The organism is Halosolutus gelatinilyticus (assembly GCF_023028105.1).
Classification (GTDB): domain Archaea; phylum Halobacteriota; class Halobacteria; order Halobacteriales; family Natrialbaceae; genus Halosolutus; species Halosolutus gelatinilyticus.
Genome location: NZ_CP095491.1, coordinates 1,329,255 through 1,348,987, shown reverse-complemented (window position 1 = coordinate 1,348,987; position 19,733 = coordinate 1,329,255). Strand labels below are relative to the sequence as shown.

Annotated in this window: 12 protein-coding genes; 4 read left to right on the top strand and 8 right to left on the bottom strand. The window is 66.5% G+C overall.

The genetic code is table 11. The features are described 5' to 3' along the window. Positions 1-16: 16 nt before the first annotated feature. Positions 17-1,807: an ABC transporter substrate-binding protein gene (locus MUH00_RS06780; protein ID WP_247003289.1), complete on the bottom strand. Its 1,791-nt coding sequence runs from the start codon at positions 1,805-1,807 to the stop codon at positions 17-19. A 201-nt stretch (positions 1,808-2,008) separates the two neighbouring features. Between MUH00_RS06780 and MUH00_RS06775 the strand changes: the two genes are divergently transcribed. Further along, positions 2,009-4,249, top strand: a complete 2,241-nt coding sequence (locus MUH00_RS06775) for a glycoside hydrolase family 3 N-terminal domain-containing protein (protein WP_247003287.1) — start codon at positions 2,009-2,011, stop codon at positions 4,247-4,249. A 1,209-nt stretch (positions 4,250-5,458) separates the two neighbouring features. Here MUH00_RS06775 and hjc read toward each other — a convergent pair. The 3 genes from hjc to MUH00_RS06760 all read right to left on the bottom strand — a co-directional run bounded on the left by hjc (position 5,459) and on the right by MUH00_RS06760 (position 11,318). Then, entirely contained in the window at positions 5,459-5,977 is a 519-nt protein-coding gene (gene hjc, locus MUH00_RS06770; protein ID WP_247003285.1) for a Holliday junction resolvase Hjc, read from the bottom strand. 102 nt (positions 5,978-6,079) lie between these two features. Further along, a complete protein-coding gene (locus tag MUH00_RS06765; protein ID WP_247003283.1) occupies positions 6,080-6,883 on the bottom strand; it encodes a CPBP family intramembrane glutamic endopeptidase in 804 nt (267 codons plus the stop codon). A 61-nt stretch (positions 6,884-6,944) separates the two neighbouring features. Beyond that, positions 6,945-11,318 carry a PAS domain S-box protein gene (locus MUH00_RS06760; RefSeq protein WP_247003281.1) on the bottom strand — a complete coding sequence of 1,458 codons (4,374 nt, stop codon included), beginning with the start codon at positions 11,316-11,318 and terminating at the stop codon, positions 6,945-6,947. A 113-nt stretch (positions 11,319-11,431) separates the two neighbouring features. Here MUH00_RS06760 and MUH00_RS06755 point away from each other — a divergent pair, with 113 nt between their 5' ends. Next, positions 11,432-11,680 (top strand): HalOD1 output domain-containing protein, encoded by a 249-nt coding sequence (locus MUH00_RS06755; protein ID WP_247003280.1) that lies wholly within the window; start codon positions 11,432-11,434, stop codon positions 11,678-11,680. A 2-nt stretch (positions 11,681-11,682) separates the two neighbouring features. Continuing rightward, a complete protein-coding gene (locus MUH00_RS06750; protein WP_247003278.1) occupies positions 11,683-11,856 on the top strand; it encodes a hypothetical protein in 174 nt (57 codons plus the stop codon). Between the two features lie 88 nt (positions 11,857-11,944). On the opposite strand, the gene MUH00_RS06745 is transcribed toward MUH00_RS06750, so the two are convergent. The 3 genes from MUH00_RS06745 to MUH00_RS06735 form a co-directional block, all read right to left on the bottom strand. Next, positions 11,945-13,228 carry an adenosylhomocysteinase gene (locus MUH00_RS06745; RefSeq protein WP_247003276.1) on the bottom strand — a complete coding sequence of 428 codons (1,284 nt, stop codon included), beginning with the start codon at positions 13,226-13,228 and terminating at the stop codon, positions 11,945-11,947. Positions 13,229-13,545: 317 nt separating this feature from the next. Beyond that, on the bottom strand, positions 13,546-14,256 hold the full coding sequence (locus tag MUH00_RS06740; protein WP_247003274.1) for a hypothetical protein: 711 nt from the start codon (positions 14,254-14,256) through the stop codon (positions 13,546-13,548). Between the two features lie 147 nt (positions 14,257-14,403). Next, on the bottom strand, positions 14,404-15,702 hold the full coding sequence (locus MUH00_RS06735) for an amidohydrolase (protein WP_247003272.1): 1,299 nt from the start codon (positions 15,700-15,702) through the stop codon (positions 14,404-14,406). Positions 15,703-15,866: 164 nt separating this feature from the next. Here MUH00_RS06735 and MUH00_RS06730 point away from each other — a divergent pair, with 164 nt between their 5' ends. Beyond that, a complete protein-coding gene (locus MUH00_RS06730) occupies positions 15,867-16,790 on the top strand; it encodes a stage II sporulation protein M (RefSeq protein WP_247003270.1) in 924 nt (307 codons plus the stop codon). Positions 16,791-17,057: 267 nt separating this feature from the next. On the opposite strand, the gene MUH00_RS06725 is transcribed toward MUH00_RS06730, so the two are convergent. Then, positions 17,058-19,724 (bottom strand): heavy metal translocating P-type ATPase, encoded by a 2,667-nt coding sequence (locus MUH00_RS06725; protein ID WP_247003268.1) that lies wholly within the window; start codon positions 19,722-19,724, stop codon positions 17,058-17,060. Positions 19,725-19,733: the final 9 nt, after the last annotated feature.

The window sequence follows — 19,733 nt, the reverse complement described above, 5'->3', positions numbered from 1 at the left end:
GTGAGACTCGTCCCCGCTACTCCGCTTTCGCCACGAGCTTCCCGATCCGCGGGAGGAACGTCGTCGGGTACTGGACCGACGCGTCCGGGTCCGAGTCGCCGACGACTTTGAAGTTCTCGGTCGAGACGAAACACTGGTCTACCTTCTCCTGGATCGGCAGCTGCGGAAGGTCGTAGTTGAAGGCCCACGCCAGTTCGTTGATCCTCTGTCGCGTCTCGTCTCCCTCGGGGTCCATGCCGACGAGCTCCTCGAACTCTGTGGCGAACTCGATCGTCTCGGGCTCGCCGTCGGGCTCGCCGATCGGCGGGATCTCGACCGACCCGGGGTAGTTGTAGACGTTCTGTGCGTCCCAGCTGTTCAAGTTCCACTCGAGGGTGTGGTACGGGTACGTCCAGCCGTCGGACCACCAGAATCCGGCCGCGTCGAAGCCCTGATCGCCGTAGAGGTCCTGTCCGAAGTAGACGCCGTCGTCCCGGGTGATGAGGTTGGTCTCGATGCCGAAATCCTGGAGGTGTTGGTTGATCGTGATCGCGGCCTCGACCCACTCGTTCCAGGCGGCGGGCACCTTGAACTCGAAGGCGAGCGTCTGACCGTCCTCGTCGACCCAGGTGCCGTCCTCGCGAGAGAACCCGGCCGATTCGAGCAGTTCGGCGGCTCGATCGGTGTTCTTCCCGGCGTAGTCCTCGAAGGCGTCCGGATCGTCGAGCCAGTCGTCGGCCGAGCCGTCGAAGTTCCCGACGATGCCGGTCGGCTTGTTCACGGGCGCCTTCGCGTCGCCGCCGCTCGCCGAGTTCTCCGCGATGATCTCGCGATCGATCGCGTGGGCGATCGCCTTCCGAACCTCGCGCTGTCCGAAGTGCTCGTGATCGTGGTCGAACGCGATCGACAGCCCCCAGTTGGCGGGCTGTTGGACCTCGACGACGGACCCCGGGAACGACGTGATGATGTCCGGCGACGTGAAGATGTTGTGCAGGGCGTCCACCGATCCGCCGCGGAGCGCCTGCCAGGCCTGATCGTTCCCGTCGATGAACAGGAACCGGTACTCGGCGAAGTTGACGTTGTCGGCCCAGTGGGAGTCCTCGAACCTCGTGGTGATCAGCTCCTGCTCGCCGGCCTTCTCGTACGCGAACGGGCCCGTGCCGATCGGTTCCTCGGGCGCGAAATCGGTGAGCGGCGTCGCCTCGGGATCGTCCTCGAACTCCTCGAGGATGTCCTGGTACTGTTCGGCCGGCATATCCAGTTCCATGCTCTGGATCGAGTTGAGAAAGACCGGCTCGGAGACGTCGGCCTCGAGTCCGACCTCGACGGTCGTATCGTCGACGGCCGCGACGTCTTCGACCGACGTGAAGTTCCCGATCGGGTGATTGTCGTACAGTGCGATGTGCAGCTTTCGCTCGAGGTCCGCCGCCGTGGCGTCTTCGCCGTTGTGCCACGACAGGTCGTCCTGGAGGGTCAGCGTCGCCGCGTCCTCGCCGACCTCCCAGTCGGCGAGCGCCCCCTCGACGAACTCGCCGGTCGTCGCCCGGAAGTACACCAGCCGGTCGAAGATCACGAAGCCAGGGCGGTCCGGATAGTTGCTCTGGTTCGCTGCATTCCACTGCATGTCGCCGGGGAGGACCGTTGTCGGCGCGGTGAACGTCCGATCGGTCATCGGTTCGTCGCCGGTGATCTCCTCGTTGGTCGACTCGGAGTCGTCGCCGCCGCCGGAACAACCCGCGAGCGCCGCCGCGCCGGCCGCGCCGGTGAGCTGCAGGAGTCGACGCCGTGATGTCTCTGCGCTGCTAGGTAACACGTGCTCTCGTCTCATGGTGCTACTCCACGTTACGTACCCTCTATTATATAATTTTCGAAAATCATAACTTTTCAGTACGCTGTTATCGTTACCGCGCGTGCGTTCGCTCTCCGATCGGGGACGATTCGCTCGACGGCGTCCGGTGCCGTCGCCGGAATCGACCCGTTGGATCGGCGGGGATACACTTATTAACTGCCGTTTCAGATACCTACATCCATGACAAGCCTAGAGGACAGCGAGCCGTACCTAGATCCGTCGCTGTCGATCGAAGCGCGCGTCGCCGATCTGCTCGATCGGATGACGCTCGCGGAGAAGATCGGCCAACTGGCCGGCTCCTACGTCGGGACGCTCGCCGAGGGTCCCCACGGAGTCGACGACGTCATCGAGGAGATCGACGAGTACCACATCGGCGCCGTCGCCCCCTTCGGCTGGGGCGGGTCGCCCAACGAGTCGCTCGCGGACGCGGTCGACGCGGCGCGCCGGTTGCAGAACTACGCCGTCGAGGAGACGCGACTGGGCGTCCCGCTCTTGTTCGCCGCCGACGCGATCCACGGTCACGCGTACGTCAAGGAGTCGACCGTCTTTCCGAACAACCTCGGCGCGGCGGCGACGTGGTGTCCCGATCTCGTCGAACGCACGGCCGGGATCACGGCGGCGGAGATGCGCGCGACCGGGGCCGCGCAGAACTACAGTCCGACCTGCGACGTCGTGCGCGATCCGCGGTGGGGCCGGACCGGAGAGACGTACGGCGAGAGCCCGTTCCTCGTCGGTACGCTGGTCGCGGGTGAGATCCGCGGCTACCAGGGCGACGAACTCGACGAGACCTCGGTGCTCGCGACGGCGAAGCACTTCCCGGCCTACGGCGTCCCCACGCGCGGCGAGGACGCCGCGCCGGTCGACGTCTCCTCGCACACGCTTCGCAACGCGCTCCTCCCGCCGTTCGAAACGGCGCTCGACGCGGGCGCCGGCGCGGTGATGCCGTGTTACAACTCGATCGACGGCGAACCGGCGCACGGATCGCGGCGGTTCCTGACCGAGCTTCTCCGCGAGGAACTGGGCTTCGACGGGGTCGTCGTCTCCGACTGGAACGGGATCACCCAGTTACACGAGGAACACCGCACGGCGGGAACGCCGATCGAGGCGGCGCGCCAGACCCGGGAGGCAGGTCTCGACATCGGGTCGGTCGCCGGCGGCGAACACGCCCGGCACGTCCGTGAACTGGTCGACCGCGGCGAGCTGTCCGAACGGGCGATCGACGATAGTGTCGAGCGAGTGTTGCGGGCGAAGTTCGCGCTCGGGCTCTTCGAGGATCCGTACCCGGACCCCGACGCTGCGGACGTCCTGGGTGCCCCCGCACACCTCGACATCGCGCGCGAGGCCGTCCGGAAGTCGCTCACCCTGTTGCAAAACGACGGGGACGTGCTCCCGCTCGACGACGGCGTCGACGAGGTGTTCGTGACCGGACCGAACGCCGACGAGATGGTCCACCAGAACGGCGGATGGAGCTGCAACGCGGACGCCGGCGTCCCGGGGACGACGATCCTCGAGGGGATCGCCGACGTCGTCGACGACGAGACGACCGTCACCCACGAACCCGGAAGCGGGATCAACGCGCCCGTCGATATCGACGCCGCCGCGGAGCGCGCGGCCGAGGCGGACGTCGCCGTGGTCGCCCTCGGCGAGGACTGGTACCTCCACGAGTTCGGCCCGTCCGCGGAGACCGACGGCGAGACCGGCGAGTTCCCGACGCGGAACGAACTCTCGCTTCCAGACGCGCAGCGCGATCTCGTCACGGCGGTGTCGGAGACGGGGACGCCAGTCGTCGCGGTTCTGGTCACCGGCCGCCCGCTGGCCGTCGAGTGGCTGGCGGAGACGGTGCCGGCGATCCTCATGGCGTACTACCCCGGCCGGGTCGGCGGCGAGGTGATCGCGGAGACGCTGTTCGGCGAGTCCGAACCCGGCGGGCGGCTCCCCATCTCGATCCCGCGATCGGCGGAGTCGCTCCCGACGTACTTCAACCACCTGCCGCACCCGCGCCCGATCGGGTCCGACGAGCATCCGTCGTCGTACGACCCGCTGTTCGAATTCGGCCACGGCCTCAGCTACACCACCGTCGAGTACGAGTCGATCGACCTCTCTGCGGACGCGATCTGTCCGGGCGAGGATCTCGCGGTCCGCGTCACGGTAGCTAACGCGGGTGATCGACGCGGAAGCGAGGTCGTCCAGGCGTTCGGCCGGGACGAGTTCAGCTCGGTCGTGACCCCCGTCCGCGAACTGTGGGCGTTCGAGCGCGTCGATCTCGAACCCGGCGAGCGAGCGACCGTCGACCTCCGGATCAGCCCGGACGAGCTCGGCCTCTTCGATCGATCGCGCGACGGCCGACTCGACGACGGAAGCCTCCGCCTTTTCGTCGCGGACCGAACGTTCGAACTCGCCGCCCCGCCGCGCGATAACTGAACCCGCCGCGTCGCGGGACCCGTCTCGACTGATTCCTTTTCGTCTCGATCGGTTCGTCGCCGAGATCGTCCCAATCTCACTCGGCGATCGCCGCGACCGAAACTTGCCGGGTAGACGCCGTCTACGGCGGATATCGCGCTCGAGAATACAGTAGAATGATTTTCACTTTTCCCACAACCTATTCTATCTGCCACCTATTTATTTCACGATTTCTCAAAAGAACCACCACACAATGACGGGGGTGAAATGTAACCACACTATCTTATGGGCTGCTGATAAACAAACTCGAACGTATCTCAGGTACGTGTCAATTCGTGGGTCAAAAACGCGCGACTGGGAACCCAACGCGGTCTCCGCGTGTACCGATGCGAGCGGTCGACTTCGCGTCCACCCCGAGCGCTACGCCGGCCGTAGCAAGCCGCTGGTCGGCCCGTCCGAAACAGTTCCACATCCGGCGAGATTCGATCTCCAACACTGATTTTTACACACGTACTGTTGTAATAGGGGGCGGTGATCCGGCGGTTGCGCCGCGATCGCGTTTGGCCGGCGCTCCCGACGGATCGATGCGGGTCGCTCCGAGCACCGCCGGTTGAGTCCGAACGCGATCGACGAAGAAACTTCTATTAAGTTTTCACTTGCGGATACAAAACACCCAGAAAATATAATAGTTCTAGCTATCTATGTGATATTTGATAGATATACAATCGGTCCTGATTTACGGCGATCGTCTCCGGAATCGAGAGCGGATCGTGACGGACATCGTGTCGCGCGACGTCGCCGCGTTCGGAGGTGCAACGCCGCCGGTCCCGTCTCTCGCCGCTCCGAACGATCTCGCGATTTCCTGGTTTCGACCGATTCGAGCGACAACCGGCGGTTCGTCCGAATCGGAGTCCGGTGTTCGTCGGACGGCCGGTCCTGATTCGCCCCGAATCCGATCGCGGGCTCGCCGATCGCAACGCGATCCGGGCAGTGTCGATCCCGGGGAGTCGACCGGATTCGTGGCCCGCCGCTGACCGGTCGATCGGACGCGTTCGACGCAATATATATACGAACGTTGACTATTATAAAAATCAGAGCTCTAATCGAGATAGGTCAATACCTTGGGGAATATAAACTGTTCTTGAGTTTCCGGCCGCGGTACGGACTCCGAATCACCCTGTTCCCTCGCCGCGACACCCTGCAACGGACGTCCCGATCGGAAAATTCGGACTACTCGAGCAGTTCGGTGGCCTCGTCGATGTCCATTACGCCCTGCTTGACGGCGTTCAGGACGCGGAGAATGTCCTCGTCGGGGCCGGAGTCGGCCTCGTCGATCGCGTCGAGCGTGACCTTCTCGCTCTCGCCGACGAATTCGGTAAAGTCGGTCCCGTCGGCGATCGCGGTTTCCTTCTTGACGCGGTAGTTGCCGCCGTCGGTCACGTAGAGGTCGGCGGGGTGAAAGAAGTACCAGTCCTCCCGATCGAACCGGACGCCGATTCGGGGTTTCGCCCCGAAGTTCCGGGCGAAGTAGGTCAGCGCCTCGACCTCCTCGCCGGAGAGGTAGATCGGATCGCCGGCGCTCGATTTAGCTTCGATCGCGTAGAAGACGTCGCCGTCGCCGGCGAGTACGTCGGGGAGTTCGCGTTCGGTCGCGGAGCCGCTCGCGGGGGCGCGCATCACCGCGAAGCCGGCGTCGTCGAGTGCGTTGACGAGTTCCCGCTCGCGGCGGTCGCCCTTCGCCTGAGACATACGGGTTCCTCACCGCCGCCAGATAATAAATGAACGGACGTCGAGGTCGCGAGTGCGGTCGAATCGGTGCGAACGCGAACCAAACGTGGCAGTAGTGCGATACTACAGCGGCATCGACGCGACGAGATCGACGAGCAGCGAGGTGGTGGGCTCGGCGCCGTCGAGGTTGTACTCGATTGCGATATAGAGCAGGCCGAACTGGAAGGCGTTGAAGGCGGCGTGAGCGGCGATCGGGACGACGAGGTTGTCCGTCTCCGCGTAGAGGTAACCGAAGATGATCGCGCCGCCGAAGACGATCGCGAGCGAGACGCCGGTCGCGACGATCGACTCGGCGTAGAGGACGTAGGTCGGAAAGTGGATCAGCGCGAAGATCAGACTCGCGATGGCGACCGATTGGAGCCGCGTAAAGGCTGCATAAAGGCGCTTCTGGACGACGTTCCGGAAGAGGAACTCCTCGGCGGGGGCGTTGAAGAAAAAGACGATGACGATCATGACCAGGATCATCGTCTGATCGGTCCCGACGTAATCGAGGACCTGGCTGTCCGCAGTGGGGAGCCTGAGCATCTGGATGAGCACGCTGGCGAGGAAGTAGAACGCGATGCTGCCCGCGATCCCCGCGAGGACGTAGAGCCAGCCCCGTTTCGTCGGCCACCGAAGGTCGACGTACGACCAGCCCCGACCGGTCCAAGCCAGGTAGGCGCCGCCGGCGAGGACGAACCCGAGGAAGTTGAGGATCAACAGGAGTGTTCGCCCCCCGATCGATGCGTTCGTCGGCGACTCGAAGAGCGCGGGGTCGACCAGAAACGCCGGCAGCGTCGTGAACTGGGTCGCGAGGATGCCGAGTACCGCCAGGCCGACCGCGACGATCGTCGACCAGATCGGGCCGTCGCGCTGTGTCGTCTCCATGCGACCGACTACGGGCACCGGCTCCTTGTGCGTTCCTCTCCGCGATCGCCGACGTCCGGGACTAGGTCTCGGCGCCGACGAGCGTGTGGCCCTCGCTGCCGAACAGTTGCGTCAGGAGGCGTTGCTGACCGACCCGGAGGTGTCGGTTGACCGTGGGCTGGGAGACGCCGAGCATCGCGGCGACCTCCTCGCCGGTCGACGTGCGCGGCCACTCGAAAAAGCCGGCGAAGTAGGCCGTCCGGAGCACCTCGAGTTGGCGATCGGTCAACGACTCGAACAGCGACGAAACCAGTTCTTCCCGCGTGTGCATCGTCCGCTCGACGTTCTGTCGGCCGGCGAGGGTGACGCTCGAGTACCACTCGGCGAGCATCTCGACGAACTCTCGGACGTTCGTCGTCGGCGGCACGTCGACGACCGCTTCGATCGTCGTCCCGGTGGCGCGGACCGATCGCAGGCCCGCGCCGTGGCGCAGGAGCCGGGAGACGAGCGACGGTCCGGTGACCGTTGCCTCGAAGAGACAGCGATCGTCCCCCTCGGAGACGAGTCGGAAATCGACCACGGAGACGAGGTCGTCGAAGACCGATTCGACGACCTCGGGCGCGGCGCCGGCAGTCGTTACAAATAGGCGCGTCTTGTCGGCCGAGCGGGTCGCGACGCCCTCGTACTCGACGGTCGCTCCCGTCTCCCGGGCGAGTCGCGCGAGGAACGTCTCCGACTCGTCGAACTCGAGCGTGAGTTCGAGGAGCGCGTCCGCGTGCAGCGCCTGTCGCGTCTGGACGGCGTTGATGGAGTTCGCGATGTTCTCGCCGAGTTCCTCGAACACCGCCCGTTCGAGCTCGCCGAAGGTGTCCGGTTCGACGGCGTACACCGAGAGGACGCCGTAGGAGTACTCGTCGAACGAGAGGGGAACGCTGAGACAGGACGCGAAGTCGTTGGCGAGCGCGGTCTTTCGCCACGGCTCGGTCTGCAGGCCGGTGACGACGTTCGAGACGACCGTCGAGGTCTCGGTGAGCGCGGTCGTCACCGCGGGCTCCGGCGCCCGTTCGTCGCTCAGCAGCGAGGCGGTATCGAGGTACGAGCCGGCCGCTCCGGCCCACTCGCGGGGTTCGACGCCGGCTTCGGTGGTATCCATCCTGCCGATCCACGCGAACGCGATGTCGTCGGTGTCGGCCAGCCGCTCGCAGACCGTCCGTTCGATCTCCTCCCGGCTCGTCGCCCGGACCAGCGATTGATCGATCGATCGGATGATCTCGGTGATCCCGATCTGGCGTTTGAGCCGCCGGTTCTGCGCCTCGAGCTCCGCATCGCGTTCGCGCAGGCTCGCCTCGCTCTCGAGGCGATCGAACGCGGCCTCGGTCGTCGCGACGAGCGTCTCGATCAGCCGCCGCGTCTCCTCGTCGATCGTCGGCGGCGGCGCGAGGAAGACGAAGACGCCGTGGTCGCCGATCGGGACCAACAGCCCGCCGTCGACGCCGGTGTCGAACAACAGGGAGTGTTCGATGGCGGCGCCGTCGCCGAAGACCATCTGCGTTCCCGTCACGAACGTGTGCCAGAGGACGGAGTCGTCGGCGCCGATCGGGATCGCCGGCGTCCCGTTACAGCGGTCGACGAACCCCTCGGTGACGGCGGCCGGCTCGAGCGCGTTCGAGTCGTCGTCGAGGAGGTAGACGCCGACGCCGTCCACGTCGAGCACCTCCGCGGCCGTCTCGACGACGAGGTCGGCGACCCCGGTCGCGGAGTCGGCCTGCAACAGGCCGCGAGCGGTGTCGTGGAGGGACTCGAGGGCGAGTTCCCGCCGTTTTCGGTGTGAGATGTCCTGTACCGATCCCCGGTAGGTGACGAGGTCGCCGTCCGCGTCGTAGATGGGTTCACCGATCGCTCGCACCCACCTGCTTTCGCCCGCATCGGTTTGCAGGCGAGCTTCCAAATCGTACCCCGTCTCGGCCTCGACCGCGGCCTCGATCCGTTCGCGGACCGCCTCTCGATCGTCCGGGTGGTAGCCGCCGATCGCCAGCTCGAGGTCGGGGCTCACGTGCGTGGGCACGTCGTGCAGCCGGTAGAGCTCCTCGGTCCAGGTTTCCGTTCGCGGTTCGGCGCGGACGTCCATCTCCCAGCCGCCGACCGACGCGATCCGTTCGATGCGCTCGAGCAGATCCGTCGTCCGCTCGAGTTCGCGCTCGCGCTTGTTTCGGTCGGTGATGTCGCGGACGACGCCGGCGGTACCCGCGAACGAGCCGTCGTCCGTCGGCAACAGCGCGATGTGGTTTTCGGCCTCGATCACGTCGCCGTCATCCGTCGGAAGCGCCATCTCGAGCGTCGCGTAGGCGGAGTCGGTCCGGAGCAGGTCTCGAACCAGCTCCCGGGCGTCCTCGAGATCGCGCTCGGTCATGAACGTCGAGACGTGTTCGCCGGCGAGTTCCGACGGCTCGTACCCCGTCAACGGTTCGATCGCGTCGCTGACGAACCGAAAGTAGCCCTCCTCGTCCAGGGTGTAGACCGGATCGCCGAGAGCCTGGATGATCGTTTCGTACCGCTCGAGTTCGCGTTCGCGCTCCTTGTGGTCGGTGATGTCCTGGATCGAGCCGCGGACCGCGACGATCTCGCCGGCTTTCGCGACCGGATCGCCGATCGTCCGCACCCACCGCCGTTCGCCGTCGCTCCGTTCGATTTGTAGTTCGAGATCGTAGCTCTCGCCGGTTTCGATGGCGTGATCGAGGGCGTCCTCGACCCGATCGCGGTCCTGGCGCGGGTAGAACGCGATCGCGTCCGCCGGATCGATCTCGACGTCGGTCGCCACGCCGTGGATCCGGGCGACGCCGTCGGACCACTCCAGTTCGGGGGGCTCGGCGGTGAGGTCGAGTTCCCAGGCGCCGACGTTCGTCAGGCGCTGGGCCTGGGTGAGCAGCTGTCGCGTCCGCTCGAGTTCGCGCTCGCTCTCGATCCGATCGGTAATGTCGATCATGACGCCCTCCAGACAGTCGAGGGTGCCGTCCTCGGCGAACACGCCGCGACCGTGTTCGCTCACCCACCGCCGCTCGCCGTCGGCGGTCTCGATCGGATACGTCGCCCGGAACGGCTCCCGCTCCGCGACGGCCCGCTGGACAGTCTCCCAGAGATCCTCGCCACGCTCGTCCAGGACGTCCGTCGCCCAGTTCACGTCGCCGTCGACCAGCGCCTCCGGCTCGTATCCGACGAGTTCCGTACAGCCCTTGCTGACGAACTCGAACGGCCAGTCGGGCTCGTTCTGGCAGCGGTAGACCATGCCGGGGATGTTGCTCATGAGCGTCGAGAGCTGGCGCTCGCGCTTCCGGAGCTTCCGTTCTTTCTCCACGCGGTCCGAGACGTCGCGGCCGATCCCGGCGATCACCGGATTCCCGTCCGGATCCTCGATCCGGGACGCGGTGAACTCGTACGGGATCGCCTTCCCGTCGGCGGTCAGGTACGACACCACCACGCGATCGTTCCCTCCCGCTACCACCGTCTCGATGGCCTCGGCGACCGCCTCGCGATCCTCGGAGGCGAAGAACTCGGTCGCGTGCATCGACTCGATCTCGGCGTCGGCGTAACCGGTCACCTCGCGGAGGCGCTCGTTCCAGCGTCTGGGATACCCGTCGTCGTCGAGAACGTAGAAGATGTCGTCGACCGCGTCGAGAATGTCGTCCGTGTACGCCGCGTGCCGCTCGCGATCGTGGGGCCGTCGGTCGGTATCCGCGCGCTCGGCGACGTCTCGACCGGTGATCACCGCGGTCGGCCGCCCGTCGAGATCGGCGGTCGGCCGAACGACGAACTCGCGGGAACCGGCCGTCCCCGTCGTTGTCTCGAGGGCCGCGTCGACGCGGGTCGGTCCCGTCTCGAATCCGTCGTCGATCGCAGTCTCGATCTGCTTCCGGTCGGCCTCGGCGACGAGATCGATCGCCCGCATCGACTCGAGTTCGGCGTCGGCGTGGCCGGTCACCTCGCAGAGGCATTCGTTCCAGCGACGAAGCGCGCCGTCCTCGCCGACGACGAGAACGACGTCGTCGACCGCGTCGAGAACGGCGTCGGCGCGGTGGCGCTCGGCCTCGAGTCGCCGTTCGCTGTCGGCCAGCGTTTCCGCCAGTTCGTCGACCGCCTGCGAGAGGTGCCCGATCTCGTCGCGGCGGTCCCTCGGCAGGTCGACGTCGTCTTCGCCCGCGGCGAGCCGTTCGACCGACGTCGCCAGCCGACTAATCGCGTCTTTCTGACCGTCCCACGCGACGAGACCGAGGACGCCGATCGGCGCGAGTCCGCTCGGTGGGCGGGCCAGGTGGGTGCCGTCGACGCCGATCGCCCGGACGGCGAGGACGAGGACGACGACCGCGATCACGCCGAACCCGAGGGCCGGCCACCGCGGTTTCCGATCAACACCTGCCGTCGTGTTTCGCGCTCTACCGGTGGATTCTCCCCGAACGCTCATTAGGATCACCGCCACCTACGTGATGAGACACTATACATATATCCCCCAAACAGCGGGCGTCACTATACAGATAATGGATACGCCGATACCCGATCGAACCGTGATGGCTGACAATGAATCGCAGCACTCTCGCAACGGGAACCGACCAGGTAAGCGTGCGAGTGATCGAAGCCGTCGCCGACGCCAGCGGAACCGACGCGCTCGATCTACACCCGCCGCTGTACAGCGCGATCGATCCGACCGCCCTCGATCGGCTGTGCACGGGCAAGGAGTCGGTTTCGGTGCGCTTCGAGTATCTGGGTCACACGGTCACCGTCAGCGGTGAGGGAACGGTCGCGGTCGACGGCAGGGTCTACGACTGACGATGCGCGAGGGGGATCACCGATCGACGTCGATCTACGGGGGGTCGCGCGGCGGGCTCATCAGGGAAGTCTACGAGGAGTACGACGTCGGATCGACGCGCGTCGGCATGATCGTCGATCCCAAGAACGAACACGCCTGGATCCAGTCCGACGTGACGATCGAGGTTCGGCCGTAGCGAGGAATCCGCGTCCGATTCGCCGCCGATCCAGACGTCGCGATTCTGCCGCGTGCTTCTCGATCGCTTGATCTCGATCGAGTCGCGATTACGTTCCGTGGTCCCAGGAGTCCATGTAGTCGCGCTGGGTGTCGGTCAGCGCATCGAATTCGACGCCCTCGGCCGCCAGTTTGATCTCGGCGATCTCCCTGTCCAGTTCGTCCGGCACGTCGTGGACGCCCGCGTCGTACTCGTCGCTGTTTTCGAGCATCTCGCGGACGCAGACGGCCTGGACGCCGAAGCTCTGGTCCATGACTTCGACCGGGTGGCCGAGCGAGATCGGCGCGGCGAGATTGACGAGCCGGCCCTCGGCGATCACGTTCAGCCGGCGACCGTCGTCGAGTTCGTAGGCCCGTACGCCCTCCCGTGCCTCGTAAGTGTCGACGGCGAGATCGGAGAGCGCGTCGAGGTCGACCTCGATGTCGAAGTGGCCGGCGTTCGCCAGCAGGACGCCGTCTTTCATCTTCTCGAAGTGCTCCTCGACGACGACGTCGCGGTTGCCCGTCGTCGTGAGGAAGACGTCGCCGACTTCGGCGGCCTCGGCCATCGGCATCACGTCGTAACCCTCCATGTGGGCCTCGAGCGCGCGACGGGGCTCGACCTCGGTGACGATGACGTTCGCGTTTTGGCCCGCAGCCTTCTTCGCGACGCCCTTGCCGCAGTAGCCGTAGCCCGCGACGACGACGTTCTTGCCGGCCCACGAGAGGTTCGTGGTCATCGCGATCGACGCCAGCGAGGACTCGCCGGTGCCGTGAACGTTGTCGAACAGGCGCTTCATCGGCGTGTCGTTGACCGCGAAGACGGGGTACTCGAGGGCGCCGTCGTCGTCCATCGCGCGCAGGCGGTGGACGCCCGTGGTGGTCTCCTCGCAGCCGCCGACGATGTCGTCGATCAGCTCGGGGTGATCCTCGTGAATCGCCGCGACGAGGTCCATCCCGTCGTCGACGGTGATCGTCGGCTCGTGGGCGATGACGGCCTCGATCGCGGCGTAGTACTCCTCGTCGTCGACGCCGCGTTTGGCGTAGCTGGTGATGTTCTCGTGGACGTCGAGCGCGGCCGAGACGTCGTCGTGAGTCGATAACGGATTGCAGCCGGTCACCGCGACCTCGGCGCCGCCCTCCGCGAGCGTCTCGACGAGCATGGCGGTCTTGGCTTCGACGTGCATCGCCATCGCGATGCGTTCGCCCTCGAAGGGGCGATCCGCGACGAACTCCTCGCGGACGCGCTCGAGGATGGGCATGTGTTGGGCTGCCCAGTCCATCTTTCGGCGGCCCTCTTCCCGAGCGGACTCGACTGCGTCGAGTTGCTCGCTGATCGGGGGGTACTCGCTCATGTGTCGACAGAGTGCGACCGGAGGCAAAACGCTACCGAACCAGCGTCAGCTGACGACGTCGGCGTGGAGAATCGATCGGGTGCGACGCACCCCTCTGGGGGCGCGCATTCGAACAGATCCATACGACCCTCCCTCAGGCGGGTCAATCCGGTGGTTTCGAGCGCTTCATATTCGATCGGCTGCGCCCGCGCGCCGCGAGCGGCCGATCGATCACGGGCTCCGGCGACGAGAACGTGCCTCTGACATCGCGACTCGCGTGCGAGTCGTCGGTCGGGGCCCGTCGATCGCCTCGGCAGGTATCGGCGTTCGGCGGTCAGTTACCGTTTGCCGTGACCGTTCTTCTTACCGTTTCCGTTACCCTTGCTGTCGTCTTCGCCGTCTTCATCGTCTTCGCTCTCGGCGTCGACTTCTTCGCCCTCGTCGGCCTCGTCGCTCTCATCGTCGGACGGACCCTTGGCGTGTTCCGGCGGGCCCTGGTTGTCCTTCTCGTTATCTTCACCTGGTGGACCGGCGTGGGCCGGCGGGCCGGCGTGATCGGGCGCGTTGCCCGGGTTGTACTGTACGACGAATGATGCGATCTGGAGTCCCTGCGGCTCGCCGTCGGTCAACTCGTTCTCCTTGAACTCGTTGAGGAGGTCCCCGAAGTTCTCCGGTCCGTCCTCCTCGACGGGGTCGAGCGTCACCGTCGTCTCCGCCGACGCGCCGTCGGCCGACGCCTCGATCGAAACCTCGACGCTCTCGTTGCCCGTCGGGGCGTCGAGGGTGACGGTGCCGTTCTCGTCGGTCGTGTACGTTCCCGTCCCCGCGTACGTGTCGTTCTCGTCGGCCACCGACACGCCGACCGTCGCGTTCGCGACGGCGGTCCCGTTCGATTCGACCGTAACGACGATACCGTCGTCCTGTGCGACGGAGATCGTCAGATCGTCTTCACTGCCATCCTCCTGTGTTGCCACCGCTCCCGCGGGGGCGAGCACGGACAGGGTCATGAGGGCGGCCAACGCCGCCACGAGCAGTCTGTTTCTATTCATCCCGATCGAGACATTCAAGGATCACTGAATAACCCCCCGCGGTAGTTCGGGACGTTCCGAAAACGCCTGAAAATAGTTTATAACGTTTATCGGCCCGAGAGAGCGTTCATTTTTCGACCTCGATATCCGGGGATTATCGGATCTCGATCAGTTCTCGGCCCGTTCGAGCAGCGCCGCCGCTTCCGCTTCCGCGCGCGCTCGGACCGCCGCCTCGTCCAGCGTCAGCACCTTCCGATCGCGCATGAGCACGCGTCCGTCGCAGATCGTGTGGCGGACGTCGGCCGCGGCGGCGGCGTACGCGAGGTGACTCACGAGGTCGTGAGTTGGGGTGAGATGCGGTTTCTCGAGGTCGATCACCGCGAGGTCGGCCGGCGCGCCCGGTTCGAGGCGTCCCGTCTCGAGGCCGATCGCGTCGGCGGTCGCGCCGGTGAGCATGTCGACGACGGCTTCGGCGGGGACCGCGCTGGCGTCGTCAGCGGCGAGCTTCCCGAGCATGGCCGCGTCGCGGGCCTCGTCGAGCATCGAGAGGTCGTTGTTCGAGGCCGCGCCGTCGGTTCCGAGGCCGACGGTGACGCCCGCATCGAGCATGCGCTGGACGGGCGCCATTCCGCTGGCCAGCTTCATGTTCGACGCCGGGCAGTGGATCACGCTCGTGCCGGCTTCCGCGAGCAGCTGGATCTCGCTCCCGTCGAGGTGGACGCCGTGCGCGATGAAGTCCTCGGGTTCGAGCATCCCCTTCTCCGCGGCGTAGGCGAGCGGGCGCACGCCGCGCTCCTCGACGATCGGCGCCACCTCATCGCGGGTCTCGTTCGCGTGGTAGTGAAGCGGCACGCCGAGATCCCGGGCTGCCGGCACGAACTCGTCTAAGTACTGCTCGTCGACGGTCGTCAGCGAGTGGGGCATGAACGCCGACGAGATCCGACCATCACCCATGCCGTCGATCTCCTCGGCGACGTCGAGACCCTCCCAGGCGTCCTCGCGGGCCGCGTCCTCGTCCTTGGCGACGGAGATCACGCCGTGGCCGAGCCGGGCGCGCAGGCCTGCCTCCGCGACGACGTCGGCGATCGTCGGGACGAAGAAGTACATGTCCGCGAAGGCCGTGACCCCCCCTTTGATCATCTCGAGGACGCCGAGTTCGGTACCGGCGCGGACGGAGTCGGCCGTCAGTTCGGCCTCGACCGGCCAGATGTCCTCCTGCAGCCACGCGTCGAGGGGCTTGTCGTCGGCGTTGCCCCGCAGGAGCGTCATCGCGACGTGACAGTGTCCGTTGACGAATCCCGGCGTAACGAGCGCGTCCGTCGCGTCGATCGTCTCGTCGGCGTCCGCCGCGAGGTCGTCGCCGATCTCACGGATCGTCCCGTCGTCCTGGTCGATCAGCACGTCGGCGCGCGTCACCGTCGCGTCGGGACGCAGTACCCGTCCCCCGGTGAGTGCAAGGGTCGTCATCGCCCGGGGATTCTCGCCGGAGCGACTTATACTGTCGATTCCTCGATCGCCGCGTCCGATCTCGAATCGGCGCCCGTTTTCGAACCGCCGATCGAACCGGTTGACCGCCGGCGGCCACGGCTCCAGTCGGCGGGTTTATGCGACACGTCGAGAAAGGAACACCTATGAGCGAGGCCGGAAACGGCGGCGAGGACGGGCCCGACACCAGCCGCGAAACGGCCGCGAGGGCGGCCGAACGACGCGATCGATCGCCGACGGATCCGAACGGTTCCGGCGGCGGGACGGGAGCGGAACGGACGGGTCCCGACCCGGATTCGATCGGCAGGTGGACCAGCCTCGCACTCGCGCTCGCGGCCGTTTCGGCGCTCACGGGGGTCGCCACGTACGCCGTCCACGACGCGGCCGTCGCCGCCGCGGGTGCGGTCGTCCTCGCGGCCGGGTTCGGCGCGATCGTCGCCGTCTCCCGGGCGAGTTCGATCGACCTCGTCGCCGCCCTGGCCGCGGCGTGGGCCGAACACCGGCGGTACGTCGGCTTCGCTGCCGGTCTGTTCGGACTCGGCGCGATCGTCGGCGCCCTCCTCGTCGCCGTGGGCGTCGACCTCACCGAACTGTTCCTCGACCTCCTGAGCGAGGAGTTCAGCGAGGAGGAACTCGCCGGCGAGATCGATCTGTCGGCGTCGTTTTTCATCACCAATAACACGCCGCCGTTTCTGGCCGTGATCCTCGGCGCCCTGACGTTCGGACTCGTGACGGCGCTCATCATGCTGTTCAACGGCGTCATCATCGGGAACTTGCTGTTCGCCCTCGGATCGGAGGCGGGACTCGGGTTGATCGTCGTGCTGATCGTTCCCCACGGGATCTTCGAACTGCCCGCGCTGTTCATCGCTGCCGGCGTCGGATTCCGTCTGCTCCACCGCGCTGCCCAGCGGTTCACCGGGAGCCGGGACGACCTGTTCACGAAATCGTACCTGGGACGGACCGCCGTCCTCGTCGCCTTCGGCTGGCTGTTGCTCGTCCTCGCTGCGTTTATCGAAGCCTACCTGACCATCGCGATCGCCGAACTGCTCTTTCCCGATCAGGCACTGTAGGAACCGCTCGTTAGTCAGTGATCCCTAGCAACGATCGGCGAGGCAGCTGAGAACACCACGAAAGCCCCTTTCATTCCCACCCGCGGTGGCCTCCCGGTCAGCCGACACGGGTGGGGATGAAAGGGGCTGACGCGCTCGATCCGGTGAGACGACGTAAGGACTGCAGTGAAGCGGCGACCGCAACGAGTCGCAACCGGTCGAGAAGGTCAGGGCTTTCGTGGTGTTTTCAGAACTGTCGTTTCCGTTGCAGTAGTAGTCAGTTACGGATTATTTTCGAAGCCATTCGATCGGCCGCATAATCCACAGCCGATAGTCCTCGTGGGGGTCGTACGCGGCGAACGCGAGGCTGTTGGTCATCACGCTCACGCTGGAGGTGGCCATCGCCAGGCCCGCGAGCGCGGGGTTCAGGAGGCCGAGCGAGGCGATCGGGAGCAGCGTCGCGTTGTAGACGAAGGCCCAGAAGAGGTTCTGGCGCACTTTGGAGATCGTCGCCTCCGAGATGCGGACGGCCTTGAGCACGTCAGCGGGGTCGTCGCGCATCAGGGTCACGTCCGCCGACTCGATCGCGACGTCGGTGCCGGAGCCGATCGCGACGCCGATCTGGGCGGCCGTCAGCGCGGGGGCATCGTTGACGCCGTCGCCGACCATCATGACGCTGGCTCCGTCCGCTTGCAGCACGTCGACGTGGTCGGCCTTGTCCTCCGGCAGGACCTCCGCGCGGACGTTCTCGGGGTCGATCCCGACCTCTTCGGCGACCGCGCGGGCCGTCCGTTCGTTGTCGCCGGTGAGCATCACGACCTCGGTACCGCGCGCTCGGAGCGCCGCGACGGTCTCCGTCGCGCTCTCGCGGACCTCGTCGGCCACGGCGAGCGCGCCGACGAGCGCGCCGTCGACCGCGACCGGCATCGCCGTCTTCCCCTCGCGTTCGAGGCGCGACAGGACCTCCGCCGCGGGTCCGGTGTCGATCCCCTCGTCCTCCAGGAGTTTCTGGCGCCCGATCAGAACGGTGCCGCGATCGGTCTCCGCGCGGATTCCGCGGCCGGGGACGTTCTCGAACTCCCCGTGGTCGCCGACGGAAACGCCGCGGTCTTCGGCGCCGTCGACGATCGCACGGGCGATCGGGTGCTCGGAGCCGGATTCGGCGGTCGCCGCGGCACCGAGCAGGAACGACTCCAGCGATTCCTCCCGGCCGGCCATCAGCCCGCCGTCGGAACGGAGCTCCGACGAGGATCGCCTCGCTTCACTCGCCTCTCCGCCGTCGGGCGCCGCTTCACCACCGTCGGGAACCGCGGCCGACTCGATCGGCACGACGTTGGTCAGCGTCATCTCGCCGCGGGTGAGCGTTCCCGTCTTGTCGAAAACGACGGTGTCGACGCCGCGGACCTGTTCGAGCACGTCGCCGCCCTTGAACAGGACGCCGTTGGTCGCCGCGAGCGTCGACCCGACCATCGTCGCGGCCGGCGTCGCCAATCCGAGCGCGCAGGGACAGGCGATCAACACCGCGGAGGCGAGTACGATCACGGAGAACTCCAGGACCGGCACGCCGCCGGCGACGGGACCGCCGCCGACGGGATCGAGCAGCGGAATCCAGGCGCCGAGCGCCGACGAGACGCCGTACAGCGCGTCGGGGGCGAGGAACCATAGGATCGCCCAGAAGACGGCGTTGGCGATCACCGCCGGGACGAAGTAGGCGCTGACCCGATCGACCAGCCGCTGGATGTCGGGTTGGCGCGACTGGGCCTCCTTGACCCGATCGACGATCTGCTGAATCGCCGTCTCGGAGCCGACCCGCGTCGCCTCGACGAGGAGCACGCCGTTCTCATTGATCGTCGAGCCGACGACGTCGTCGCCCTCGCTCTTCTCGACGGGGACGGACTCGCCGGTGAGCATGGACTCGTCGACCGCGCTCTGACCTTCCACTACGACGCCGTCGGTCGGGATCTTCTCGCCCGGGCGAACCTTCATCACGTCGCCCGGATCGACGTCTTCGAGGGGGACCTGCTTCGCCTCACCGTCCACGACCACGGTGGCCTCGTCGGCCTCCATCTCCAGCAACTCGCGCAGCGCGTCGCCCGCACGAGCCTTCGATCGGACCTCGAGCCAGTTGCCGAGGGTGATAAACCACAGGATGAACGCGACGGCCTCGAAGTACGTCCCCGATCCGCCGATGAGGCCGAACAGCACCGCCGCGCTGTAGACGTAGCCCGTCGAGGAGCCCATCGCGACGAGCGTGTCCATGTTCGCCCGGCGGTTGTGCGAGAACGCTCGCCAGGCGCCGACGAGGAACTCCCTGCCGAGCGTCCCCATCAGAATCGTCGCGACGACGAACCCGAGCCAGTCGAGATCGATCCCCGCGATCGTCGTCGGCAGCGAAACGAGGCCGACCATCGCGAGCATGATCGGCACGAACGGCAGCGTCAGCAGGCCGCCGCCGATCACCAGTCGGCGCTGGCGTCGCAGTTCCCGCTCGACGGCGCGCTCGCGCTGGCTCTCGCCCTGGGTCTCCTCGACCTCGTCGCGGACGGGATCGTAGCCGGCCGACTCGATCGCGTCTCGGATCTCGGCGAGCGAGACGTCGTTCGGATTGTACTCGACTCGGGCCTCATCCGAGGCGAAGTTCACGTCCGCCCGGAGCACCCCGGGCAAGTCCTCGACCGCCTCGCTCACGGTCTTGGAACAAGTCGCACACGACATGCCCATTACGGCGATCGTCTTCGTCTCCGAAACCGCCTCGTAGCCGGCCGACTCGATCGCCTCGTAGATCTCGGAAAGCGAGACCATGTCGGGATCGTACGCGACGGTCCCCTCGTCCGTCGCGTAGTTCGCGCTCGCCGACTCGACGCCGTCGAAATCGGTCGCGGCGTCCTCGACGGTTCCCGAACACGTCGCACAGGACATCCCCGTGATCTCGAGGTGCGCCCGTCTGGTCCTCATATGTGATGG